Origin of the sequence: Pseudomonas sp. DG56-2 (assembly GCF_004803755.1) — a bacterium.
Taxonomy (GTDB): Bacteria; Pseudomonadota; Gammaproteobacteria; order Pseudomonadales; family Pseudomonadaceae; genus Aquipseudomonas; species Aquipseudomonas auratipiscis.
On the sequence record NZ_CP032311.1, the window covers coordinates 2371285 to 2396109 of the forward strand.

The window sequence follows — 24825 nt, forward strand, 5'->3', positions numbered from 1 at the left end:
AGCTGTGCAGAGGATAGCCGTCCGTCGGCGCTTCGTGTGCCTGGATGTTTAAGTTAAAGTGCGACAAATTTGATTACGCACTGTAGAATCTCCTTACGCATACAATAATAAGATTTCTCATCATCGAGGAATCAGCCCGCCGAGAATGGGTCCATATGAAGTGTCATGGGTTCAAGCTGATTTATGGTGACTACCTCGCACGCAGTGTGAGGGGTGTCTCCTGCGCGCCGCCATCATCGCTCCACATCGATAGCAAGCAATCACCGTTTTTAGCGCTTTGATGATGAGGTAATGAGCATGGCCGACATTTTTGAAAACCCGATGGGCCTGATGGGCTTCGAGTTCATTGAGTTCGCATCGCCGGCACCGGGTGTGCTGGAGCCGATTTTCCAGATCATGGGTTTCACCAAGGTGGCAAGCCACCGCTCCAAGGATGTACACCTGTACCGTCAGGGCGACATCAATCTTATCCTGAACAACGAACCGAAAAGCATCGCGTCCTACTTCGCTGCCGAGCACGGTCCTTCCGTTTGCGGTATGGCGTTCCGTGTCCGCAATGCCCACGAAGCCTACGCCCGCGCCCTGGAGCTGGGGGCTCAGCCGGTGGAAATCGAAACCGGTCCGATGGAGCTTCGTTTGCCTGCAATCAAGGGTATCGGTGGCGCGCCGCTGTACCTGATCGACCGATTTGAAGAAGGCAGCTCGATTTATGACATCGACTTCAACTTCATCGAAGGTGTCGACCGCCATCCGGTAGGCGCTGGCCTGAAGATCATCGACCACCTGACCCACAACGTTTATCGCGGCCGCATGGCCTATTGGGCGGCGTTCTACGAGAAGCTGTTCAATTTCCGTGAAATTCGTTACTTCGACATCAAGGGCGAGTACACCGGTCTGACCTCCAAGGCCATGACCGCGCCAGATGGCATGATCCGCATTCCCTTGAACGAGGAATCGTCCAAGGGGGCCGGTCAGATCGAGGAGTTCCTGATGCAGTTCAATGGCGAGGGCATTCAGCATGTGGCCTTCCTGACCGACGATCTGCTGCAGAGCTGGGATGCGCTGAAAAAGCTGGGCATGCGCTTCATGACTGCTCCGCCGCAAACCTACTACGAAATGCTCGAAGGGCGTTTGCCAGGTCACGGCGAGCCGGTGGACCAATTGCAGGCGCGGGGAATTCTGCTCGATGGTTCTTCACAACCTGACGACAAACGTCTGCTGTTGCAGATTTTCTCCGAAACCTTGATGGGCCCGGTGTTTTTCGAGTTCATCCAGCGCAAGGGCGATGACGGCTTCGGTGAAGGCAACTTCAAGGCATTGTTCGAGTCCATCGAGCGCGACCAGGTGCGTCGTGGCGTGCTGAACGCCGAGTAATCCGCTGCAAGTAAAAAAGGCCATTGAGCAGGTGTTCAATGGCCTTTTTGCGTTAACGGGCATGCTTTTGTGTCTGACGACCTTTTGCTCTTCTGTATAGGCCCCAGTACCCAGCCGCAGAGGTCATGATGCCTACCAGCAACAGTGAAGGGAAAGTTGAATTCATTGCCTGGCGCATCGCCCGCCAGGTCTGACCTTCGGGGTAACCGGCGTGCACGGTATAGCCAAATTGTTCTGAGGTGAGCTTCAAGCTGTTCTGCGCTTGGTTGGGTACGCGGCTGGCGTCCCCGTGGCCTGTCGCCCAAATGTACTGGGTACCGAACTGCAGACTCAGGACCACTGCGTTCTGGAATCCGAGCAACTCCGCCTGCAGGACTCGCAAGTCGGCCACCGCAACCACTGCATAAGGGCTGGTCTGCTTGCGGTAGCGCAGGATGGCCGAATTTGGGGTTGCCCGGTTGCCAGCGGCCACACGAAGACGCTCGTTGACATCGCTGCCCTCGTCAATCATGTAGTCGGTGGAGCCATACAGGGTACTGCAAAAAACCCGATGGTCCTTTTCCAGAGCCATCGAACGGACATTGGGTTGTTTGATCACTTCTTTGCGTAGCTCGGGCAAAATGTCGTCGCACGGGTTACCGGTGAACTTCAATGCTTGAGTACTGGATTCATGCAGGGTTTCGATCACTCTATCGATGGCGTAAATCGCTTCGTTTGCCGTGACGGCAATGGTTTCTTCCTGCTTACGGTCGACTTGCAAGGCTAGTACTAGCAGGCCGCAAGCGACTGGCGCCAATCCGATCAGAAGGGTGACCAGAAACTCGATCAGGCTACGCCCTGCGTTTGAGTATGGAACCATGGTGGGTTGCCTCTATGCTGAACCGAAGCCTAGCATAGAGAAATGCCCCAGACGCGCCTGTAGGGTTGCATTGTTGGCATCTGTAGTCCTATTCAGCTTGAGACTTGAGTCAAGCGCGCTTGTGTCCTGCCAGCGCCTTCACGACCAAATCTGCTACCGCGCTGCCGGAAGCGGGGTTTTGCCCGGTGATCAAACGGCCTTCTTTCTGGTCGGCGATGGCAAATGCTTTCCAGGGATCCTCGCTCTTGCGGTAGAGACCACCGCGGGCGCCCAATTCGTTCTCGGTGAGGTAGGGCACCACTTTGTCCAGCTCCGCCAGTTGTTCCTCCACATTGGAAAAGCCGGTCACTTCACGATCCTTGACCAGAAGTGTGTTGTCGCTCAGTTTTATATTGAGCAGGCCTACGGCACCATGGCAGACCGAGGAAACCACGCCGCCTGCTTCAAAAATGTGGCGTGCCAGTTCCTGCAGTCCGGTATTGTCCGGGAAGTCCCAGATCACACCGTGGCCGCCAGCGTAGTAGATCGCGGCATAGTCCTGGGCTTTGACCTGGCCGGGGCTCAAGGTAGTGCCCAGGCGGTTCATGAAGGCTTTGTCGTTGTACCACTGCCAATCGATGTCCGCAGCCATTGCCAAACTGTGCGGGTCGATCGGTACATAGCCGCCGGTAGGACTGATGTAATCGACCTTGAAACCGGCTTTTTCGACCTTTTCTACAAAGTGAACCGCCTCACCCAGCCAAAGCCCGGTGGCCCGCTTGAGTGTCGGGTATTTGGCTGTGTTAGTCAGGACCACCAGGATTTTCTTGCTCATCTTCAGGCTCCCTTCACAGGTTCGACCCGGTCCGTCCGGATCGCCAAGGAAAACCCCTACAGCATAGTTGGGGTTGGCCGGGATGCCATTGCGCACGTGTGCTAGCCTTGCGACAACCACTGATTTTGACATTGGAGTCAATAAACTCATGAGCACCCCATCGGTCCACCCGGATGAATTCATGCAGGCTGCCATTGATGAGGCCAGAAAGGGCCTGGATGAAGGAGGTATTCCCATCGGTTCAGTGCTGGTGCACGAGGGCAAGGTTATTGGACGGGGGCACAATCGGCGGGTGCAATCGGGTAGCGCTATTTTGCATGGCGAGATGGACGCGCTGGAAAACGCCGGCCGACAACCGGCAAAGGTGTATGCGCAATCGACGCTCTACACCACTTTGTCGCCCTGCGCGATGTGCAGTGGTGCGATCCTGTTGTACGGGATCAAGCGCGTGATTGTCGGTGAAAACCAGACATTCCTTGGCGAAGAGGCGTTGCTGGCCTCTCGTGGCGTAACCTTGCAAGTACAACACAACCAGGCCTGTATCAGCATGATGAAAGACTTCATTGCCGCCCGGCCCGACCTTTGGAACGAAGACATCGGCCGCTGATCCGTCCCGACAACGGCGCTGGCGTTCGTTAGCCGGCGCTGCCTGATCTGGACTCGCTGGTTCGTTGACTGGCCAGGCGCTCAAGCAGTAAATAGACCAGGCCGGCAACCAGCAACGGCAGCAGAAAGTACACCACCCGGTAGCCGATCAAGGCCGCGAGCAACGTACCTTTGCCGTAGGTTGCCTGCAGCAGGGTCAGGAATACCGTCTCCAGTACCCCCAGGCCTGCCGGAATATGGGTGATGACGCCTGCGATACTGCTGATCATCAACACCGCCAGAATCGTCGGGTAACCGACCTTGTCGGGTAGCAGGCTGAACACGACCAGCGCCATCAGCGCCCAGTTGCTGGCGCCCATTACCAACTGCAGCGCTGCCATGGGCAAGCTTGGCAAGGTGATTCGGTGGTCACGAATACGAAAGGTCCGGCGGCGCGAAAAGCGACAGGCCGCCAGGTATGCCAGCGCCGCCAGCAGCAACAGCAGACCGATCAGGCGCAGGCCAGTGCTGCCGATCTCGAACCCCGCCGGTAACCCTGGGAAGCCACAGAGGAACAATGTTCCTGCCAAAAAAAAGTAACCTAGCCAATTGGTCAGCAAGCCCAGACTGAGGATTCGGGTGATGGTCGCCACGGACAGTCCCAGGCGCGTGTAAAGCCGATACCGGAGGGCAATAGCACCGACCCATGCACTCAGGTTGAGGTTGAAGGCATAGCAGACAAACGCCAATGGCAGGACCTGGCGTGCGGGGAGGTCATGGCCGGTATAGCGCCGCCCGACCAGATCGTAACAGCTGAATAGGGCAAAGCTGCAGGCACTGATCAGCCCGGCCAGGGCCAAAGTCTGCCAGCGGTATGACGCAAGTGCATGGCGTACCTCCTGCCAATCCAGGTTCTTCAACAAGGTGTACAGCAGTACAGGCACGAGGATGAAGAAAGCCAGTGTGAGTAATTGCCGGGCTCGACGCCAATGGTTGGAGGATGTGGTCATATGGTCTTGCCTGTGGACGGATGGTCACGCAGCAGCGGCTGCAGGCGCGGAACATGGGCAGGAAGCCAGCCGACAATGGCTGGGAAATGACGAATGAAGTGAAAGCTGAGAAATATCAGCGGCGCACGCCACCAGTAGCCGCGCAGCACGCGTTGCAGGTTCACAGACTTGCAGCGCTGGTCGCTCAGCTCTTGCAGGTGCTCGTGCAAGCGCTCGTTGAGTGCGGTGTCGTGGATCACCAGATTGGCTTCCAGATTCAATGACAGGCTCAAGGGATCCAGATTGCTTGAGCCCACGGTCGACCAGTGGCGGTCAACCAAGGCCACCTTGCCGTGCAGGGGGCGCTCGCAATATTCGAAGATCTGCACACCGTCACGTAACAGATAGTTGTAGAGCAAGCGCGAACACAGGCGTACCAGCGGCATGTCCGGCATACCCTGCAGTATCAAGGTCACTTTTACGCCACGGCGCGCGGCGTTGCGCAGGGTGCGCAGTAACCGATAGCCGGGGAAAAAATAGGCGTTGGCAATAATGATTCGCTCTTTGGCGCACTCCAGCGCCTTGAGGTAGTGCCGTTCAATGTCATTGGGGTGATCCTGGTTGTCTCGAATGCACAGGATCATGCTGGCCTGATCGCTGTCGGCCGCTAGCGGCAGTGCACGTTGCCACCAACGGCGGCTGCGTGGGTGCAGCCTGGCGGATTCGTCGAGGAGGGTGAGAGTCGAATTACGCAGATCGGAAACGATCGGCCCGCGCACCTGTACGGCATAGTCCTGTTTGGCCATGGGGCCAAAGTCGTCGAGGTGATCGGCGCTGTAATTGATGCCGCCGACAAAGCCGACTTCGCCATCGATCACCAGGATCTTGCGGTGTAATCGGCGAAAGAGATTGGTACGCATCCCCAGGCGCTTGGGTCGGGGATCGAAAGCCTGCAAATGCACGCCGGCATCGCTCAACGCTTTGAGGTAGTCGTAACTCAGGTCTGCGGTGCCGTAGCCGTCGACCAGCATTTTTACCCGCACCCCGCGTTGAGCAGCGTCGATCAACAGTTGTTGCAACTGCCGACCCACCTTGTCTTCGAAAATGATGAAGGTTTCCAGCAGGATCTCCTCGCGCGCCTGCTCGATGGCGGCAAAGACGCTGGGGAAATACGCCTCACCATTGATCAATAGTTGAACCTGATTGTCTTTGCGCCATTGGCCGTTCACCAACGCACCTCCACAGCCAGGGGCAAGTGATCGGACAAATGTGTCCAGGGCTTGCGCGACATGACTTTAGGTCGATGGGCCCGGGCGTTGCGCAAGTAGATACGATCAAGGCACAGCAATGGCCAGCGTGCGGGAAAGCTGCGCGCCGGTTTGCCGTGGGCCTCGGTGAACACCTCGTGCAGCCCACATCCGGCCAGTTGCGCATCCGCGCGGCAACGCCAGTCGTTGAAATCGCCCGCAACGATGACCGGGGCGTTGCTTGGCAGGCTTTCGAGCAGCCGGCACAGCAGTTGTATCTGTTGGCGACGTTGGCGTTCATCCAGACCCAGGTGCACACAGATGGCGTGCAGCTCTATAGCCTCTGGCAAGGCCAGGATCGAATGCAGCAAGCCCCGCTGTTCGCTGCCTTTGATGCTGATATCGAGATTTTCATGGCGAACAATGGGGTACTTAGAGAGCAGAGCGTTGCCGTGCTCGCCATCGGGGTACACCGCATTGCGGCCATACGCGAACACCGGCCAGAGTGAGTCGGCGAGAAACTCGTATTGCGGCACCTCTGACCAATTCGGGTGGCGTCGGCCGTGATGGCGATGGCTACCGAGAACCTCTTGGAGAAACACCAGGTCAGCATCTTCGCTGCGCACTGCTTCGCGCAGTTCGGGCAGTACATAATGACGATTGAGCGGGCTGAAACCCTTGTGCGCGTTGACGGTTAAAATCCGCACATGATCCACTGCAGGTGCCTTGGCCAGGTGATCTGCCGTGCGTTCCAGGTGCTCTGTACCATTGCCTTGTCGAGCGTGCGACGAATCGACCACGTGGAGTCTCCATTGATAGAAGCACGCAGTTTGCGCCGGGGGCGGTCACTGCCAGTGCACTATCACTGGACCACGGTGCGCAGGAGGGGGTTCAACTGTAATGCCCAATGGTCAGGTGTCGGCTACAAACCTTGTTGCACCAGAGGGTCGTCGGGGTTGAGCTGTTCAAGCTGGGCCAGCAGCACCTGTACATTCTGCATTTGCCCGGTCTCTTTCCAGTACTCGATCAGCAGCACCCTGGCTTTGCGATTGGCAGGGTCCCGAGACAGCAACGCTTCGAGCTGTTTCTGCGCCGGTTCCACTTGCTCCAGCTGGTGCAGGCTGGTGGCCAGTGTATAGCGGTAGGCGTTATTGTCCGGATCAAGCTCCAGGGCTCGGGCAAAGGCCAGCAAAGCATATTCGTCCTGACCGTGGCGCAGTAGCCATTTGCCCAATTCATGTTGCAGGAAGGCCGAGTCGGGTCGCTGTTGCAGCGCCGTTGCCAGGACCTGGCGCGAGGCATCGGTTCGACCCTGGCGTTCCAGCAACTGCACCTGCACGGCCAAGGCCTCAAGGTTTTCCGGGTCAAGTTTCAGCGTTTGCTCCAAGGCTGCTGCGGCTTCCTTGAAGCTGTTCTCGTGTAGATAGAGCCTGGCCAAGTGCAACTGAGCGGCCGGGTCGTCAGTCTGTTGCGCAAGCACTTGTTGGTACTGCTCGAGCGCGTGCTGCAAGGGGCCGAAGTACAGACCTATGTCATCCGGACCAAGGCCCAACAGCGCATCGACGACGGCAAAGCGCACTCGTTGCTCTTCATCGTCGAGCAAAGGGCCTAATACCAGGCTGCGCTGAGCGTCGGGCAACATTTCGCCGATACTCGCAATAGCGGCGCGGCGTACCAGCGGATCGTCGTGCTGCAGGTCGCGAGTGGCCAGTTTCAGTGCCAACGGCGAAGGATAATTGGGCAGTTCCTGGTACAAGCCTGCGCGGCGAATGGCGGAAAGATCGGTGCGTGCCAACTGTTGGTATAGCACCCGCGCTGCACCCGGCTGGCCGTTGTGGGCCATGGCCAGGGATTTGGCATAGGAATGCTTTAGAGCCGGCGCTGGCGCCGGGCTGTTATCGCGCCAAAGGTACCCGCCAAGACCGAGGATGATAATCAGGGTCAGGCTGATAAAGGTGTATTGACGCTGCTTCGACATGGGTGAATCCGCAACACGCGACTGGCAAAGGCGTCAGCTTGGGTGAGTGAGCGGCTGACGTCAAATCGCAGACCACCGTCAGCAGGCCTTGCATAACTCCGTAGGCGGCGGCCTTGCTTGCGATCGGTCGCAATCCCAGCTTCATGTACTGTTCATGGCGCCCATAAAAAAGGTTCTTCACGCAATCCCGGAGATTACAACCCTCCGGGATTGCGTGAAGAACCATAAAAAAGCCCCGCGAGCGGCAGCAAGCGGGGCAAAAGGCCGGTCAGAAACCAACCAAAGGAGAGGTTGAATCAGTTGATCGCAGCGACGTTCTCGGTCTGCCAGCCGCCACCCAGGGCTTTGTAGATGGCAACGATGCCCCGGTACAGGTCGACTTCACCCTGGGCCTGGGCGTCTTCAGCGCTCAGGCGTTCACGTTCGGCATCGAGCAGGACCAGATAGTCCACGGTGCCTTCGCGGTAACGAATCGAGGCGAGGTCAGCAGCCTTGCGGCTGGCTTCGCTCTGGCGCAGCAGGGCGAGCAGGCGTTGTTGGCGCTTGCTGTAGTCACTGAAGGCGTTTTCCGACTCTTCCAGTGCCAGCAGGACCTGCTGCTCATAATTGGCCAGTGCACCTTCAGCCTCGGCATTCGCGCCGCGCAGACGTGCGCGCACGCTGCCCAGGTCGAACGCCGCCCAAGTGATACTCGGGCCCAGGGCCCAGGCTTGTGCTGCCGAAGACCCCAATTGCGAGCCGCGTGCTGCAGTAAAGCCGAGAAAACCGCTGAGGCTGACCCGTGGGAACAGGTCGGCGGTGGCCACACCAATGTTCGCCGTCGCTGCAGCCAACTGCCGTTCGGCACTGCGGATATCCGGACGACGCTTGAGCAGTTCACCTGGGTCGCCGACCGGCAAGGCCTTGGCAATCGCTGGCAGTTGGGCTGGCGACAAGTCGATAGCCAGTGCATCGGGGCGTTGCCCGAGCAAGGTGGCAATGCGGTTGCGTGCGCGTACTTGCTCCGCTTGCAACTGCGGAACGCTGGCCTCGACCTCTGCCAGGCGCGCATCGGCACGGACCACATCCAGGTCGTTGCCAACCCCGGCATCGCGCAGTGTTTCAGTAATGCCACGCGAGTCTTGCTGGGTCTTGAGGTTGGCCAGGGCGATTTTCTCGCGCAACTGCGCACCACGCAGTTGGCCGTAGGCATCGACCAGCTCGGCAATCAGGCTCACTTGCAGCTGTTGCAGATCGGCTTTCGCGGCGTCCTGCTGCGCCTCACTGGCTTCGAGTTGGCGCTGGATACGGCCAAACAGATCCAGTTCCCAGGCCATGTCCAGGCCGAGGTCGTAGCGTTCGCTGTTGACTCGGTCCTCGCTCTGCCCTGGAATCTGCCCTTTGCCCAGGTCGCTGCTGGCGCGACTGGTCACCGTTGGCAGGGCGTCGTTGCTGACATCGTCACGAATTGCCCGTGCGGCCTTGAGGCGAGCGAATGCTATACGCAATTCACGGTTGCCTTGCAGCGACTGACTGACCAACTGGTTGAGCACCGGATCGTCGAATTGCTTCCACCAGACGCTTTCAAAACGGCTGGGGTCGAATGCGCTTTTGGCATTGGCTTCATTGGCGGCGCTCAGTTGCGCTGTTGCAGTGGCTGGTGCCTTGTAGTCAGGGCCGACCGCACAGGCGGCCAGGGCCAGCACCAGCAAGCTGGGCATCCATAGTTTCAAGGTGTTCATGCATGGCTCTCCAGCTTCAGCGCATGGGCGGCTTTGCGAGCCTGGCTGCGTTCAACGTAACGGCGGATCAGAACAAAGAACACTGGCGTCAGTAGCAGCCCGAAGAAGGTCACCCCGATCATTCCGGAGAACACCGCTACACCCATGGCATGGCGCATCTCCGCACCGGCACCGGAGGAGAACACCAGCGGTACTACACCCATGATGAAGGCGATCGAGGTCATCAGAATCGGCCGCAGACGCAGGCGGCAGGCTTCCAGTACAGCGGCCAACGGATCGAGACCTTCAGCCTGTTTGTCCTTGGCAAACTCGACAATCAGGATGGCGTTCTTGCATGCAAGCCCCACCAGTACAATCAAGCCGATCTGGGTAAAGATGTTGTTGTCGCCACCGGAAAGAATCACTCCGGTAATCGCCGACAGCAGGGTCATTGGCACAATCAGAATCACCGCCAGTGGCAGGCTCCAGCTTTCGTATTGGGCCGCCAGTACCAGGAAGGCCAGCAATACGCAGAGCGGGAAGACGAACAGCGCGGTGTTACCAGAAAGTATCTGCTGGTAGGTCAGCTCGGTCCATTCGTAGGTCATGCCATTGGGCAATTCTTCCTTGAGCAGCTTTTCGATGGCCTTTTCCGCTTGACCGGAGCTGTAGCCAGGGGCTGCACCACCGTTGATTTCGGCGGTAATGAAGCCGTTGTAGTGCATGACGCGGTCTGGCCCGGAGGTATCGCTGACCTTGATAAAGGTCGCCAGCGGGATCATTTCACCCTGGTTGTTACGTACCTTCAATTGGCCGATCTGCTCGGCTTCCAGACGGAACTGTTGCTCAGCCTGAACGTTGACCTGATAGGTGCGGCCAAAGCGGTTGAAGTCGTTGGCATACAGCGAACCCAGGTAGATCTGCAGCGTATCGAAAATATCGCTGATGGCTACACCGTGGGTCTTGGCCTTTTCACGGTCGATGGCAGCGTCGACCTGGGGCACGTTGACCTGGTAGCTGGTGAACAGTCCCGCCAACTCCGGCACGTTGTGGCTCTTGGCGATAACATTCTGTACTTCCTTGTACAGTGCTTCGTATCCAAGGTTGCCACGGTCTTCAACTTGCAGGCGGAAACCGCCAATGGTGCCCAACCCCTGTACCGGTGGCGGTGGGAAAATCGCGATATAGGCATCTTCGATATCGGCAAATTGCGCGTTCAGCGAAGCAGCAATGGCGGCGGCCGACTGGCTAGGATCCTTGCGTTCATCAAATGGCTTGAGCGGAGTGAAGACGATGCCGCTGTTCGGGCTGTTGGTAAAACCGTTGATCGACAGGCCCGGGAACGCCACCGAGTCGGCAACGCCAGGTTGCTTGAGGGCGATCTCGCTCATCTTCTTGATCACAGCTTCGGTACGATCGAGGCTGGCCGCGTCCGGTAGTTGCGCGAAGGCCACCAGGTACTGTTTGTCCTGCGCCGGTACAAAGCCGGTCGGCGTAGAGGAGAAGCCCAGCCAAGTCATGACAATCAGGCCGCCGTAGACGAACAGGGCAATGCCGCTGCTGCGGATAACCCGGCCGACTGCACCGACATAGCTGTGGCTGGCACGGTCGAAGAAACGGTTGAACGGGTTGAACAGCCAACCGCCCAGCAAACGCTCGAGCATCCGCGAAAAGCGGTCCTTGGGCGCGTGATGTTCTTTGAGCAATACCGCCGCCAATGCAGGCGACAGGGTCAGGGAGTTGAACGCCGAGATGACGGTAGAAATAGCAATGGTCAGTGCAAATTGCTTGTAGAACTGACCGGTAAGGCCCGAGATAAACGCAGCAGGAACGAACACCGCGCACAGTACCAGTGCCGTGGCGATAATTGGCCCGGTCACTTCTCCCATGGCCTTTTGCGTGGCCTCCAGGGGTTTGAGGCCCAGGCCGATATTACGCTCGACGTTTTCCACCACAACGATGGCGTCATCGACCACGATGCCGATTGCCAGCACCAGACCGAACAGCGACAGGGCGTTGAGCGAGAAGCCGAACAGATGCATGACTGCAAAGGTACCGATCAACGATACCGGGACTGCCACCAGCGGAATGATCGAGGCGCGCCAGGTTTGCAGGAACAGAATCACCACCAGCACGACCAGCACCAGGGCTTCGAACAGTGTATGCACCACCGCTTCGATAGAGCCGCGTACGAACACAGTAGGGTCGTAGACGATGCTGTAGTCCATGCCCTCAGGGAAGTCTTTCTTCAGTTCGGCCATTTTCGACCGCACTTCATCGGAGATATCGATAGCGTTGGAGCCCGGGCGCTGGAAGATCGGGATGGCTACCGCCGGTTGGTTGTTGAGCAATGAACGCAGTGCATACTGGCTTGAGCCCAGCTCGACGCGCGCGATGTCCTTGAGACGGGTGATTTCACCATCGGCACCCGAGCGGATGATGATGTTCTCGAACTCTTCTTCGTTGACCAAGCGGCCCTGAGTGTTGACCGAGAGCTGGAAGCTGGTGCTGCCAGGCGCAGGCGGCGCGCCGAGTTGGCCAGCGGCCACCTGACGGTTCTGCTCGCGAATCGCAGCAACCACGTCGCTGGCAGTCAGGTTGCGTGAGGCGGTCTTGTTCGGGTCCAGCCACACCCGCAGGGAGTAGTCGCCCATACCGAACAGTTGCACGTCACCGACACCGCCCAGGCGCGCCAGTTCGTCCTTGATATTAAGGATGGCGTAGTTGGACAGGTAAAGCATGTCGTAGCGGTTGTCCGGCGAGGTCAGGTGCACAACCATGGTCAGGTCGGGCGATGCCTTGTCGACGGTAATGCCGATGCGGGTCACTTCCTCGGGCAGCTTGGGCTGGGTGCGGGTAACACGGTTCTGGACCTGAACCTGGGCATTGTCCAGATCGGTGCCCAGGGCGAACGTAATGGTCAGGGTCAGCTTGCCATCGGCGGTGGACTGCGAGGACATATACAACATGTTCTCTACCCCGGTGATCGCCTGCTCCAAGGGCGCAGCAACGGTGTCACCGATTACTTTCGGGTTGGCACCGGGGAAATTGGCGCGCACCACCACGGTCGGTGGAACCACTTCGGGGTATTCGCTGATCGGCAGTTGGAACAGCGAGATGCTGCCGGCAATCAGGATCAATAGCGACAGCACCGCGGCGAAAATCGGACGGGTAATGAAAAACTTGGAAAAATTCATCGGACCGATTCCTTAACCGCGCGGTGCCGAGGCACTGACGATTTTCACAGTTGCAGAGGCGGCAGACTTGCCTGGGATGCTAGCTTGAAGAGCCTGGCGTTGCTGGGCGAGGGCGGCCATGGTCGCCTCGCTGGCCATCGGTGTGTCCTGAGGATTGACCTCTGAGCCAGGACGCACGCGTTGCAGGCCCTTGACCACAATGCGGTCTTCCTTGCTCAAGCCACTGCGCACGATGCGCAGGCCTTCGAGCTTGGGCCCCAATTCAACGGCGCGATAGGCGGCCTTGTTGTCCTTGTCCATGACCAGTACGAATTTTTTGCCAAGGTCGGTGCCTACGGCTTCGTCATTGATCAACACCGCCGAGTAGGTCGCGCTGCCGACCAGTTTCAGACGTGCATACAAGCCTGGGGTGAATTGCCCATCGGCGTTGTCGAACACGGCACGACCGCGAATGGTGCCAGTCTTGGGGTTAACCTGGTTGTCGACGAAGTTCATCTGCCCCAGGTGCGGGTTGCCTTGCTCGTTGGAAAGGCCCAGGTACACCGGCGTGCTCTGGCCGCGCTGACCGTCTCGGGCCAACTGGGTGTACTTGAGGTACACGCGCTCGTCGGCATCGAAGTAGGCATAGACCTTGTCGGTGGAAACCACGCTAGTCAGTGGTGTCACATCGGCGCTGACGATGTTGCCCGCGGTGAACTGCGCGCGACTGACCTGGCCGCTGATTGGCGCGGTCACGCGGGTAAAACTCAGGTTCAGGCGGGCCAGGTCCAGTTGCGCCTGGATGGCTGCAACCCCAGCACGGGCTTCGGCGGCGGCGCTGGTGCGTGATTCAGCCAGCTCTGCCGAAATTGCATTGCTGCTGCGCAGGCGCTCACCACGGCGCGCTTCGTTGTCACTGCGAGCGGCGGTGGCACGGGCTTGCTGCAACTGCGCTTCAAGGCGACGGACTTCGGCCTGGAACGGCCGTGGGTCGATCTGGAACAGCAAGTCGCCTTTCTTGACCTGGGCCCCTTCGGTAAACGCTACCTGATCAATCTGGCCGGAGACGCGCGGGCGCACTTCTACTGTTTCGGGCGCTTCCAGGCGTCCGGTGAACTCGTCCCACTCATTAATGGGTTGTTCCAATACCTTGGCCACGCTGACCTTGGCCGCAGCCGGTGCCTGAACGGCTTCCGGGGTACGGCCGCAGGCACTCATCACCAATACTGCAAGTAGAGCCAAGGGGTAACGCAAAGGTTTGAGTGACTGTTCCATGGTGTGTCCGCCAATTTATTAAGAATGGGCGGATTCTGCGATTTGTAACTATTAACAACGAATCGAACGGGACGAAGATAACTATCACTGGGAATGATAGGTACGGGTAAGCCCGAGGCATTGCGACACCTCAACAAAGGCTCTGGCGCGTGCCTCGCGCCTGGGGTATTGCGCTATTTGCAGTCGGCCAGCACGACTTTGCAGGTGTTAGGCGTACCGCCGGAGCGCCCGGCGTAGCGCATGCAGTTGTGCAAGGATTTTTGCCGCGCTATCTGCAGCGTCGACCCCCAGGCCAGGCCGCCTTCACCCACCGTCGGCAGGGCTTTGGCGTGACAGGCCGAGCCTGCGTTCGAGGCCAGGTAGCGTGGCTGGGCTGTTTTACTGGAGCAACCAGACGCCAGCGCCAGGCTCAAGGCGAGGAGGGAAAGCAGGGTTACTGAAGCGCTTCTGCACATCGATGTATCGCTCAAATTACGTCTGGGGCGCCTGCGGGCTTGCTCCAGTGTAGTTGCTTAACAACCAACAGGGGAGGCCTGCATTCGGGCCTGGAAAGAGTGGAGTGGATTGCTGACAGGGAAAACACCGTGATATAAATGAGACTCACTATCAAATGGGCGCTGTCATGGCTTCGACCGAAAACGATCTGCTGCGGGCCTTGGCCCTGCACTATGACGATCTGGTCGAACATATTCGCCGTCGTTTTGCCAATCAGCACTTCGCCCGTGACGTTGTTCACGATGTCTGCTTGCAGATTCTGGAGAAGCCGCCCCTCACTGGGATAAAACTGCCCATCGCGTTTTTGCGCCGGGCCACGGTCAACCGAGCCATCGACCGGCGGCGCGCCGAAAGCACCCGCACGCTTTATGTGCAGAGCCAGATAGGCCTGGCCGAGCAGCATTGCGATAACGTCGACGGCGCCATGGCTCTGGAATTTGAACAACGGCTACGGGCATTGCTGGCCGTGGTTGAGTCGATGCCTGCACGTCAACGCCAGGTGTTTCTGTTGCATCGTATCCACGGTATGGCACAGTTAGACATCGCCCGTGAGCTGGAAATCTCATTGAATATGGTTGCCCAGCACTTCATGAAGGCCATGCGCACTCTTGAGCAACGCTGGCGACCGCAGCTATGACCCCTATGCATCAACGACGCGCGCAGAACCCGTCCGATCCCCTGGAACCCTATGCCGAAGCGCTGCGTGCCCTTGTGCCCAGCCGCGAGGCGCTGTTGGCCGAAGCCAAGGCACAGAGCGCGCGCCAGGCTAACCGTCGGCGCAAGGCTGCAGGCACAGCGTTGATAATGGCGCTGGTCGGATGGACCTGGTTGGCAGACCCAAGCCTGGGTTACCGGGAAGTGAAAGTTGCCAGCAGTGCCCGAGAAGTGCTGCAGCTGGAAGATGGTAGCGTGGTCGAACTGGATGCTGGCAGCGTTTTGCGGATCGAATACCGCTTGCGCAGTCGTCAGTTCGAGCTGCTCGAGGGTGAAGGACTGTTTAGCGTCGCGCACCAGAAGGCGCCGTTCATTGTGCGTAGCCACGGTGTCATCGTCCGCGATATTGGTACCGTATTCGATGTGCTCAGTGATACGCGCGGGGTGCGAGTAGCGGTGCTGGAAGGTGCGGTGCAAGTCAGCAATGGGCAGGCACGTCAGCACCTGGTCGCTCAGCAACAGTTGCGGGCTAGCCGCCAGGCGTTGGGGGCTGTCGAAACAAGCAATCCGGCGCAACTGCAAGCCTGGCGGCAAGACCTGTTTCATTTCGACGCCACGCCGTTGGATGCGGTTGTGGCGCAGGTGCAGCGCCATCGTGTAGCACCGATTCGGTTGACAGGCGCGGGTGCTCAGCAACATCGGCTCAGCGGCCAATACCCGGCAGGCAACGTCGAGCAGTTGATCGACAGCCTGGCGCAACTCGCACCGGTCATCGTGCATCGCGAAGCCGACGGTTCAGTGACGCTGGAGGTGCAGCGCTGAAAAATAATTTCAGCACCACATCAATATCGCTGCACGACAAACGCCATTCCCTATGAAACGCACCTCTTACTGGTTTCAATAGGGATCCCATGACGTTAACTTTCAATCCTTTGTACCGTCCGCTGCTGGTGGCGAGCGTCAGCCTTGTTGTCGCCGCACCGCTGCATGCCGAACAGGCGCAATACCGTTTCGACCTACCGGCGCAGGCACTGGACCAGTCGATTAGCGCGCTGGCCAGGCAGACGGGGGCGCGCATTCTGTTCAACACCGATGCCACCCATGCGGTCCAGGCACCGGCACTCAATCAACGCCTGAGCGTAGCGCAGGCACTGGGTTACCTGATCGCTAACAGCAGTCTGATCCTGAGTGTCACCGCCGACGGCCAATACCTGATTGCGCTGCCTGCCGAACCCAGCAATGGTGCGTTGGAGTTGGAAACCTCAAGCATCATCGGTCGCCAGCCGCTGGCCACCACCGAGGGCAGTCACTCCTATACCTCGGGTGCCGTGACCCTGGGCAAAGGCGTGCAGAAGCTCAAGGACATACCGCAGTCTGTGACGGTAATGACCCGTAAGCAAATGGACGATCAGAACACCGAGACCATCGCCGATCTGATCGCCCGCACCCCAGGTCTTACCCCAGCCAAGTCGCCTGGCTCGGGATTGTTCATCTATTCCCGTGGCTTCAGCATCGACACCATCCAGTACGACGGCGTGCCGATTCCACGCAACACCTACTCCTTGGGTAGCTACCTGACCGAAGACTTGAGCATCTACGACCGCGCCGAAATTCTCCGCGGCCCGGCAGCGTTGCTCCAGGGCGGTGACAGCCCAGGTGGGGCAATGAACCTGGTGCGCAAGCGCGGTCAGCAGAAGGCAACTGTCAGCCTCACCGGCAAGGCCGGTTCCTGGGACCGCTATGGCCTGCAATTGGATGCTGGCGGACCGCTGAATGAGAGCGGCACCCTGCGCGGCCGCACCGTAGTCAACCAGAGCGACAGCGGTTCGTTCGTCGACTATGTTCGCGGCTGGAACCAGACGGTGTACGGCGCTATCGACTACGACTTCAGCCCGGACCTGACCGTGGGCATCGGCATGACCAATCAAAAAGGGCACTCGCGACCGGCCATGCTCGGCATACCGCGCTTCGCCGACGGCGGTAACCCCGATTGGCCGCGTTCATCCTATGTGGGCGCCGACTGGAACCGGGCCAACAACGATCAGAACAGTGTGTTTCTCGACGCCAGCTATCGCCTTGATGACAACTGGCGGGTCAAGGCTGCCGGCGTATACATGAGCGAACACAATGGCGCGACCTACCAGGCGCTGTGGGATGCCTTGCCAACCAATGGCTCGACCAAGAACAACTACATCGACTGGAGCACCGACTTCACCACCCATAGCAAAGGCCTTGACCTGTACCTGGACGGCCAGTTCACCGGCTTTGGCTTTGAACAGACCTTCTTGCTCGGCGCCAACTACTCCCATATCGAAACCGACGACCGCTGGGCGCGTGCGCCCACTCCATTGGCGGATTCTTCCAATGTCGATCATCACCGTCCGATGCCCGACATCTACGAGTTGGCGCGTCGGGGTCTCGGTCAGCTCACGGCGTACGAGGTCGAGCAAAAGGGCTTGTACACGCGCTGGTCGGTCAACCTGACCGAGCCACTGAAACTGATCCTTGGGGGCCGCACCAGCTGGTTTGACTACACCTATTCCGGTGAAGGTTTCGACCATACCGGTTATAGCGAGTCGACTACCTCCACCAGCGGCAAGGTTTCGCCTTACGCAGGCCTTGTGTACGACCTCAATGATCAGTGGTCGGTCTACACCAGTTACACCGATGTATTCCAGCCGCAGACTGCACGTACTGCCTCAGGTTCGGTGGTCGAACCGGTCACAGGCAGCAACTACGAGTTGGGCTTGAAGGGCGAGTTGTACGACGGCGCGGTGAATACTTCGATCGCGCTGTTTCGCTACGATCAGGAAAACCGCGCCATGCTCGATCGCAACGGCGATATGGACTGTGACGGTTGGTATTGCTCGAAAGCCTCGGGCAAGGTACGCAGCCAGGGGCTGGAGGCGCAGATCAGCGGTGAAGTGCTCAATGGCCTGCAAATGATGGCAGGGTATGTCTACAACACCACCAAGTACCTTGAGGACGCCGACTACAAAGGCAAGGTGTTCAGCACCTGGACGCCCAAGCACCAACTGAAACTGTGGGGTGAGTACACCTTGCCGGGCGACTGGAACCGCACGTCGGTCGGCCTCGGTACAACCGCCGTTACCGGTACCACGTCGTATGACCATAAATTCGACCTGCCAGGTTACGCAGTGTGGGATGCGCGCATTGCCTACAGGATCAATGATGAAGTCAGCGTGGCGGCAAACCTGAACAACCTGTTCGACAAGAAGTACTACCTGCCGGCGTACAGCACCATTGACTACAACAACTACTATGGCGACCCCCGCAACGTGATGTTCAGCGTCAAATACACACCGGTGTTTTGACGTTGCGCCCAGCCGCTGAAGGACCAGCGGCCAGACACCCCCTTCCACGTCATCGCCAATCCGACTCGATCATTGCCAATCCGCCAGATGGATTGAACTCAAGTGCCCCGGTGCGAATCGCACAGTCAGTGGCCATCGCAGTGAAACAGACAAGTGCACTACGCCCACTAACGCAGCGCTTATCCCACAAGAGCGAATGCTGGGGTGCCTGGTGCCTGTTCGGATAATAAAGGTGAAACCTGATGACGCAGAGTAAGGGTGCAGACGAACACGAACCTCCAACAGACACCGGGCGACCCGACGTCGAGCCTTCACGGCGTAATTTCCTCAAGTTCGGCGTTTCGGGAATCGCCGCCGCTACCGTGGCGACCTGGATACCGGAAGGCATGGGTGCTGCCCAGTCGGCGCCAGAAGTGATCGAGGAGGCAGGTGCGCCCAAAGCGGGTGAGCAACGCCTTGAGCTCAACGTCAACGGCCAGTTGTACACGCTCAATGTTCCGGCCAACGCGATACTGCTGGATGTCGTGCGTGACCGCCTGCAGCTCACCGGTACCAAGAAGGGCTGTGACCATGGCCAGTGCGGCGCCTGTACCTTGTTGGTCAACGGCGTGGCGATAAATTCCTGTCTTTCAATTGCCCTGCAGCACGACGGGGATAGCATCACCACCATTGAGGGCCTGGCCAAGGGTGATGCGTTGCATCCGGTTCAGCAGGCCTTCTGGGACCACGACGCGTACCAGTGCGGATACTGCACCAGCGGTCAGATCATGAGTGCCGTGGCGCTGCTCAATGACCCCGGCATTGGCGCTGACGATGCCAGCGTCAAGGAAGCCATGAGCGGCAATATCTGCCGTTGCGGTGCCTACAAGAACATCCTCGCGGCCATTCAATCGGCACGCGGCAAGATGGGAGGGGTAGCCTGATGCGTACTTTCGACTACACCCGCGCGCAATCGCCTGCTCAGGCCATCAGCAGTCACCTCGCGCCAGGCCAGCCATTGTACTTGGCCGGGGGGACCACGTTGTTGGACCTGGTGAAGCTGGATGTCATGCAAACCGACCGTCTGGTGGACATCAATCACCTCGCGCTCAAACAAATCGAACGCCTTGGCGACGGGCGCCTGCGCATTGGCGCGCTGGTCAGCAACACCGAGCTGGCCAATCATGCGTTGATCCGCGAGCAGTATGCGGTGCTGTCCGAGGCGATTCTGGCGGGTGCTTCTACGCAATTGCGCAACAAGGCCACCACCGCCGGCAATCTCATGCAACGGGTGCGCTGCAACTACTTTCGCGATGGTGTTTCACCCTGCAACAAGCGCCAGCCAGGCTCGGGCTGTGCGGCCATCGATGGCCATAATCGCAGCGTCCATGCCGTGCTGGGTACCAGCGAGCACTGTATCGCGTGCCATCCTTCGGACATGTGCGTGGCCATCGCCGCCATTGGTGCGCAGGTAACGGTGCAGGGCCCGAACGGGATACGCGAGATAGCCTTTGCCGACTTCCACAAGCTGCCGGGGCAGACACCCTGGGAAGAGCACGCACTCCAGCCCCATGAACTAATCACCTATGTGACCCTGGATGCGCCCCTGGCGAATAGCCGCTCTGCCTACCTGAAACTGCGCGACCGGGATTCCTACCAATTTGCCCTGGCTTCGAGTGCAGTCATTGTGGTGATGGACGGTCAGCGCATTACCCAGGCGCGAATTGCCCTTGGCGGTGTGGGCACCAAGCCCTGGCGTGCCCCTGAAGCCGAGCGTGCCCTGGCCGGCAAGCAAGCCGGCCTCGAACTCTTCACTCAGGTAGGAGAGCTGGCCATGCAAGGCGCCCAGGCCTACCAACACAACGCGTTCAAGATTCCGTTGGGCCAGCAGGTGGTGACGCGCAATCTGCGCGATCTTGCCGCCAGGAGCACACGCTGATGAGTCAGTCCATAATTGGCACCCCCCACAAGCGTATCGACGGCGGTTTGAAGGTGACGGGCGCCGCGCGCTACGCGGCCGATCATCCGCTCGCAGACATGACTTATGCCTATGGTGTGTTCAGCACTGTCGCCAATGGCCGCATCGTCGCCATCGATGACACCCATGCACGGGCCATGCCGGGGGTGGTTGCTGTGCTACACCACGGTAACTTTCCGAAGTTGCACCGCACCCCGAATGTGGCCATGAGCTTCAAGGATATTCTCAGTGCTGCCAAGGTCGATGAACGCCGCTTACCCTTTGAAGACGATGTGGTCTCTTATCCGGGGCAATTCGTGGCGCTGGTCGTTGCGCAAACCTTCGAGCAAGCCCGTGCTGCCTCGTTTGAAGTCAAGGTCGAGTACGTGCAAAAGCCGGCGATCAGCAACCTCAGCGACGCACTGCGCCAGCACGGCGCGCGGGAAGGCGGGGGCGGACACAGCCGAGGCGATCCGGATGCAGCCTGGCACACGGCAGCCACGCAGCTGGATGAGACTTACACCACGCCGGTGGAAGTCCACAACCCGATGGAGATGCATGCCACCACGGCCTATTGGCGCGACGGCAAGCTGTATGTCTATGAGGGCACCCAGGGGGTGGTCAATCACCGCAACGTACTGGCCAATGTCTTCGACCTGCCGCCAGATCGGGTCGAAGTGCATGCGCCCTTCATCGGTTCGGGTTTTGGCAGCAAATTGTGGCCCTGGCCGCACGCCATTGCCGCCTGCGGCGCCGCCAAGGTGGTGCAGCGGCCGGTGCAATTGGTGCTGCCCAGGGCGCAGATGTTTACCACCAGCGGACATCGCCCGGAAACCTCGCAGCGCATTCGCCTTGCCACCGATAAAGACGGCAGGCTCGTGTCGATTCGGCATGAATCGGTGAACAGCACATCGCCTACCGATGCCTATGTCGAAACCTGCGGCAGTGTCACCCGCAGTTTGTATGCCTGTGCAAACGTATTGGTCAGTCACAAAAGCAGTCCACTCAATCGAGGCACACCGACATCTATGCGTGCCCCTGGCGCTGCGCCGGGCCTGTTTGCCCTGGAGTCGGCAATCGACGAGTTGGCGCTGTCGCGGGGGGCAGATCCGCTGGCGTTTCGCAAGCTCAACCTGGCCAGCCGCGATGAAAGCCTGGATTTGCCCTGGTCGAGCAACCATCTTCCCGAGGCAATCGATACCGCCGCCGAGCGATTTGGCTGGCATAAACGCAACGCCGATGTTGGCTCCATGCGCGACGGCGATGAGTTGATTGGTTATGGCATGGGTGCCTGCAATTGGGAGGCTTTTCAGGTACCCACCGATGCCCGTGTGATCATTCGTGCGGATGGCACTGTGCTTGCCCAGTGCGGGCAGCAGGACATCGGCACCGGCACCTATACGGTGGTCGCGCAGACGGTGGCACAGCTTACGGGCCTGCCGTTCGAGCGTATCGGCGTTGAGCTGGGCAGCTCGACGTTTCCGCCGGGCGCGTTGGCGGGCGGATCCTGGGCCACAGCCAGCATCTTGCCGGCCATCGCCGGTGCAACCCGGGCGGCATTGGCAACCTTGCGGCAGTACGCGGTCATGGACGGTGGGTTGCTCGCCGGCGCCAAGGCCGATGACCTGAAGGTAGAGAACGGCCAACTGGTCAACGGTAGCCAGCGGGTCGACTTTGCCGATGTGCTGGTCCATCAGCGTTTGGGCCGCGCCGAAGGCAGTTTCAAGAGCGGCGCAAAGGATGGCGACTTCTCCTATCGCTCGTTCGGTGTGCACTTTGTCGAGGTACGCTGGGATCCGGGTATTTCGCGCCTGCGTGTAGCGCGCGTGGTCAGCGCCATTGATGTTGGCAAAGTGGTCAACCCGTTGGCGGCGCGCAATCAGGTCGAAGGCGCGATCATCATGGGCCTGGGCATGGCGCTGTTCGAGGCCGGTGAAAATGATCCGCGCAGCGGCTTGCCGGTGAACAATAATTACGCGGAGTACGTGGTGCCGGTGCATGCCGACTTACCCGATATCGATGTCACCTTGCTGGATTATCCGGACTACAACCTCAGTGAGTTCGGGGCGCGTGGTATTGGTGAAATCGGCGTGACCGGCCTGGCTGCGGCGGTGGCAAACGCGGTTTACCACGCCACTGGAAAACGCATTCGCAACTTGCCGATCACCAAGGAAAAGCTGATGACGCTTTGAGCGGCGGGAAGCTCTTCAGGCGAGTCCGGGCGGGTGCATGCAGGCGTTCAGGTCTTCGAGAAAAGCCTGCAGGATTGGCGGTGGCGATACACCGCGTCGGGTGATGACATCGAACGGCGAGGTGAGATCCAGCGTGCTCGCGCCCAGTCGGCGCATTTCGCCGCTCTTGACCCAGGGTTCGGCGAAATGCACAGGTAAAAAGCCGACATAGGCCCCAGAGATGATGAGGATCGCCGCAGCCTCGATGTTTTCTACGGTTGCGGCAGCCTTGGTAATACCCAGTTGTTCCAGGTCGTACTGTTGCATATAGCCGCGCACGACGATATGGCAGGCGCGCACTTCTTCGAGCAGGCGACCATTGGCAGCTTTGCTGGCATACAGCGGATGGCGACGGCCACAGTACAGACCCAGGGCTTCGTCGTACAGGGACAGGTACGACAGCCCCGGTACATGCAGGGGGAAATGGCCTACGGCCAAGTGCAATCGACCGTCCAGCACGCGCTCTTCCAGCTCTGCGGGGGCACCGATGTAAATGTGCAGGTGTGCATCGTGACCTCGCGAGACAAAGCGCTGGGTGGTGCGCGGTAGCGGTGAGCTGGGGTCGGTCAGGGTGGAGTCGATAATGCCCAGGTTGAGCTTGCCGCTGATGTGCTGTTTGAGCACGTCGGCATCCATGCAAAAACTTTCTACGGCGCTTAGCAGACGCAAGGTGGCTTCATGAATGGCCGCGCCTTGCTCGGTAAGGCGAAAGCCGCTGCGTCCGCGCTGACAAAGCTTGACCCCCAGGCGGGTCTCCAGGTGTGTCATTTGCTCGCTGATAGTCGACTGGCCGGCGTTCAGTGCGGCCTGCGCCGCAGAAAAGCCGCCGCATTTGACGATGGTGGTGAATACCCGAAGAAGCTTCAGATCGATATCGTGGAGCTGGATCACCGTGGCCTCCCTTCCGGTCGTCACATCGTAGTGGCTGATATGAACGCCCGGGCCATGTTTTTTTTCTAAAGCTAACCCTGCGCGTATGCCGTCCGCAATGCCTGGCGTTGAGAAATATCGGTGGGCGCATGGGCTGGGTTGGATATCGGTCGGTACAGGTGCGCACACTTCGTGTTTACCGATGTATGCATCTGCACTTGCGCATTTTTCCATGCCTGGGCTGACGCCATAGTGGCTGCAACGGTGGTCGAGCAGTCGCCCCGTCTCCTGACCAGAACAATAACGTGGAGAAACTCGAACATGGCAAAGCACGGTTATGAATCCGGCCGTCTCAACCTGCCCTTTGTGGGGCATTGCACCTTCGCCAAATCACCCATCTGCACCGACTGGGCAGCCATCGATGCAGACGTTGCGATCCTGGGCGCACCCAACGATATGGGCACCCAATGGCGTTCTGGGGCACGTTTTGGGCCCCGAGGCATCCGCGAAGCATCGACGCTGTTCTCTTTCGGCCATTCGGGGGCATACGATTTCGAAGATGACGCCACCTACCTGACTGAAGAGCATCTGCGCATGGTCGATGTGGGTGATGCTGATATCGTGCATACCGACATGGCCACCAGCAACGCCAACATCGAGTGGGCCGTGCGCCAGATCCTCGATGCCGGTGCAATGCCCGTGGTACTTGGCGGTGACCATTCGATTCATGCGCCGGTCATCAAGGCGTTTGAAGGCCGCGGACCGATTCATATCGTGCACTTCGACGCCCACCTGGACTTCGTCGACGAGCGCCACGGCGTGCGCTACGGTCACGGCAGCCCACTGCGTCGCGCCTCGGAGCTTGAGCACATTGTCGGCATGACCCAAATGGGCATCCGCAACGTGTCTTCCTCCAACCGCGACGACTACGACGCAGCACGTGAAGCCGGCTCGCAGATTCTCTCGGTACGCGATGTACGCCGCCTGGGCTGCGAGGGTGTCATGGCGATGATCCCTGAAGGTCGCGACTACTACATCACCATCGACATCGACGGCTTCGATCCTTCAATCGCACCAGGCACCGGTACCCCGAGTCACGGCGGCTTCCAGTACTACGAAGTGCTGGAAATCATTCAGGCGCTGGCCCGACGCAGCAAGGGCCGGATCGTCGGCATGGACCTGGTCGAAGTGGCCCCGGCCTACGACCCTGCGGGCGTCACCTCGATCCTCGCCGCGCAGTTGCTGATGAACAGCATCGGCTTCATCTTCCATGCACGCGCCAACGCGCGCTGATTCGGGGACTCTCC

The 24825-nt window shown here is 59.3% G+C and carries 20 protein-coding genes; 9 read left to right on the forward strand and 11 right to left on the reverse strand.

The window, feature by feature from the left end:
• The first annotated feature begins 297 nt into the window (after window positions 1–297).
• Complete coding sequence (gene hppD, locus D3Z90_RS10790) at window positions 298–1374, forward strand: 4-hydroxyphenylpyruvate dioxygenase (protein ID WP_136475726.1); 1077 nt, start codon at window positions 298–300, stop codon at window positions 1372–1374.
• A gap of 52 nt (window positions 1375–1426) precedes the next feature.
• Here the strand turns inward: hppD and D3Z90_RS10795 are convergent, their stop codons facing one another.
• Window positions 1427–2233: a CSS-motif domain-containing protein gene (locus D3Z90_RS10795; RefSeq protein ID WP_136475727.1), complete on the reverse strand. Its 807-nt coding sequence runs from the start codon at window positions 2231–2233 to the stop codon at window positions 1427–1429.
• Between the two features lie 109 nt (window positions 2234–2342).
• Window positions 2343–3047, reverse strand: a complete 705-nt coding sequence (locus D3Z90_RS10800; RefSeq protein WP_136475728.1) for a type 1 glutamine amidotransferase domain-containing protein — start codon at window positions 3045–3047, stop codon at window positions 2343–2345.
• Window positions 3048–3195: 148 nt separating this feature from the next.
• Between D3Z90_RS10800 and D3Z90_RS10805 the strand changes: the two genes are divergently transcribed.
• Complete coding sequence (locus D3Z90_RS10805) at window positions 3196–3654, forward strand: nucleoside deaminase (protein WP_136475729.1); 459 nt, start codon at window positions 3196–3198, stop codon at window positions 3652–3654.
• Window positions 3655–3682: 28 nt separating this feature from the next.
• Here D3Z90_RS10805 and D3Z90_RS10810 read toward each other — a convergent pair whose 3' ends face one another.
• From D3Z90_RS10810 to D3Z90_RS10845, 8 genes are all read right to left on the reverse strand, one after another.
• Complete coding sequence (locus D3Z90_RS10810) at window positions 3683–4642, reverse strand: lysylphosphatidylglycerol synthase domain-containing protein (protein ID WP_136475730.1); 960 nt, start codon at window positions 4640–4642, stop codon at window positions 3683–3685.
• On the reverse strand, window positions 4639–5850 hold the full coding sequence (clsB, locus tag D3Z90_RS10815; protein WP_136475731.1) for a cardiolipin synthase ClsB: 1212 nt from the start codon (window positions 5848–5850) through the stop codon (window positions 4639–4641). Before clsB ends, D3Z90_RS10810 begins: the two co-directional genes overlap by 4 nt.
• A complete protein-coding gene (locus D3Z90_RS10820) occupies window positions 5847–6602 on the reverse strand; it encodes an endonuclease/exonuclease/phosphatase family protein (RefSeq protein WP_371922316.1) in 756 nt (251 codons plus the stop codon). The genes clsB and D3Z90_RS10820 overlap by 4 nt, the downstream gene beginning before the upstream one ends.
• Before the next feature lie 188 nt (window positions 6603–6790).
• A complete protein-coding gene (locus tag D3Z90_RS10825) occupies window positions 6791–7846 on the reverse strand; it encodes a HEAT repeat domain-containing protein (protein WP_136475732.1) in 1056 nt (351 codons plus the stop codon).
• Window positions 7847–8142: 296 nt separating this feature from the next.
• Window positions 8143–9567 (reverse strand): efflux transporter outer membrane subunit, encoded by a 1425-nt coding sequence (locus tag D3Z90_RS10830; RefSeq protein ID WP_136475733.1) that lies wholly within the window; start codon window positions 9565–9567, stop codon window positions 8143–8145.
• Window positions 9564–12743 (reverse strand): efflux RND transporter permease subunit, encoded by a 3180-nt coding sequence (locus D3Z90_RS10835; protein ID WP_136475734.1) that lies wholly within the window; start codon window positions 12741–12743, stop codon window positions 9564–9566. Before D3Z90_RS10835 ends, D3Z90_RS10830 begins: the two co-directional genes overlap by 4 nt.
• A 12-nt stretch (window positions 12744–12755) precedes the next feature.
• Window positions 12756–13997 carry a multidrug efflux RND transporter periplasmic adaptor subunit MexE gene (mexE, locus tag D3Z90_RS10840; RefSeq protein WP_136475735.1) on the reverse strand — a complete coding sequence of 414 codons (1242 nt, stop codon included), beginning with the start codon at window positions 13995–13997 and terminating at the stop codon, window positions 12756–12758.
• A 173-nt stretch (window positions 13998–14170) separates the two neighbouring features.
• Window positions 14171–14452, reverse strand: a complete 282-nt coding sequence (locus tag D3Z90_RS10845) for a hypothetical protein (RefSeq protein ID WP_178084182.1) — start codon at window positions 14450–14452, stop codon at window positions 14171–14173.
• Between the two features lie 167 nt (window positions 14453–14619).
• Here D3Z90_RS10845 and D3Z90_RS10850 point away from each other — a divergent pair, with 167 nt between their 5' ends.
• The 6 genes from D3Z90_RS10850 to D3Z90_RS10875 all read left to right on the forward strand — a co-directional run bounded on the left by D3Z90_RS10850 (window position 14620) and on the right by D3Z90_RS10875 (window position 22609).
• Entirely contained in the window at window positions 14620–15129 is a 510-nt protein-coding gene (locus tag D3Z90_RS10850; protein WP_178084183.1) for an RNA polymerase sigma factor, read from the forward strand.
• Window positions 15126–15968: a FecR family protein gene (locus D3Z90_RS10855; RefSeq protein ID WP_136475737.1), complete on the forward strand. Its 843-nt coding sequence runs from the start codon at window positions 15126–15128 to the stop codon at window positions 15966–15968. The genes D3Z90_RS10850 and D3Z90_RS10855 overlap by 4 nt, the downstream gene beginning before the upstream one ends.
• Before the next feature lie 89 nt (window positions 15969–16057).
• Complete coding sequence (locus D3Z90_RS10860; protein ID WP_136475738.1) at window positions 16058–18481, forward strand: TonB-dependent receptor; 2424 nt, start codon at window positions 16058–16060, stop codon at window positions 18479–18481.
• A 242-nt stretch (window positions 18482–18723) separates the two neighbouring features.
• Window positions 18724–19404, forward strand: coding sequence for a (2Fe-2S)-binding protein (locus tag D3Z90_RS10865; RefSeq protein WP_136475739.1), 681 nt, complete (start codon window positions 18724–18726; stop codon window positions 19402–19404).
• Window positions 19404–20399: a xanthine dehydrogenase family protein subunit M gene (locus D3Z90_RS10870; protein WP_136475740.1), complete on the forward strand. Its 996-nt coding sequence runs from the start codon at window positions 19404–19406 to the stop codon at window positions 20397–20399. Before D3Z90_RS10865 ends, D3Z90_RS10870 begins: the two co-directional genes overlap by 1 nt.
• The gene (locus tag D3Z90_RS10875) at window positions 20399–22609 is read left to right on the forward strand and encodes a xanthine dehydrogenase family protein molybdopterin-binding subunit (protein WP_136475741.1); all 2211 of its coding nucleotides are present in this window, start codon (window positions 20399–20401) and stop codon (window positions 22607–22609) included. The genes D3Z90_RS10870 and D3Z90_RS10875 overlap by 1 nt, the downstream gene beginning before the upstream one ends.
• A gap of 15 nt (window positions 22610–22624) precedes the next feature.
• Here the strand turns inward: D3Z90_RS10875 and D3Z90_RS10880 are convergent, their stop codons facing one another.
• Window positions 22625–23539 (reverse strand): LysR family transcriptional regulator, encoded by a 915-nt coding sequence (locus D3Z90_RS10880; RefSeq protein WP_136475742.1) that lies wholly within the window; start codon window positions 23537–23539, stop codon window positions 22625–22627.
• Between the two features lie 300 nt (window positions 23540–23839).
• On the opposite strand from D3Z90_RS10880, the gene speB reads away from it, so the two are divergent.
• Complete coding sequence (speB, locus tag D3Z90_RS10885; protein ID WP_136475743.1) at window positions 23840–24811, forward strand: agmatinase; 972 nt, start codon at window positions 23840–23842, stop codon at window positions 24809–24811.
• Window positions 24812–24825: the final 14 nt, after the last annotated feature.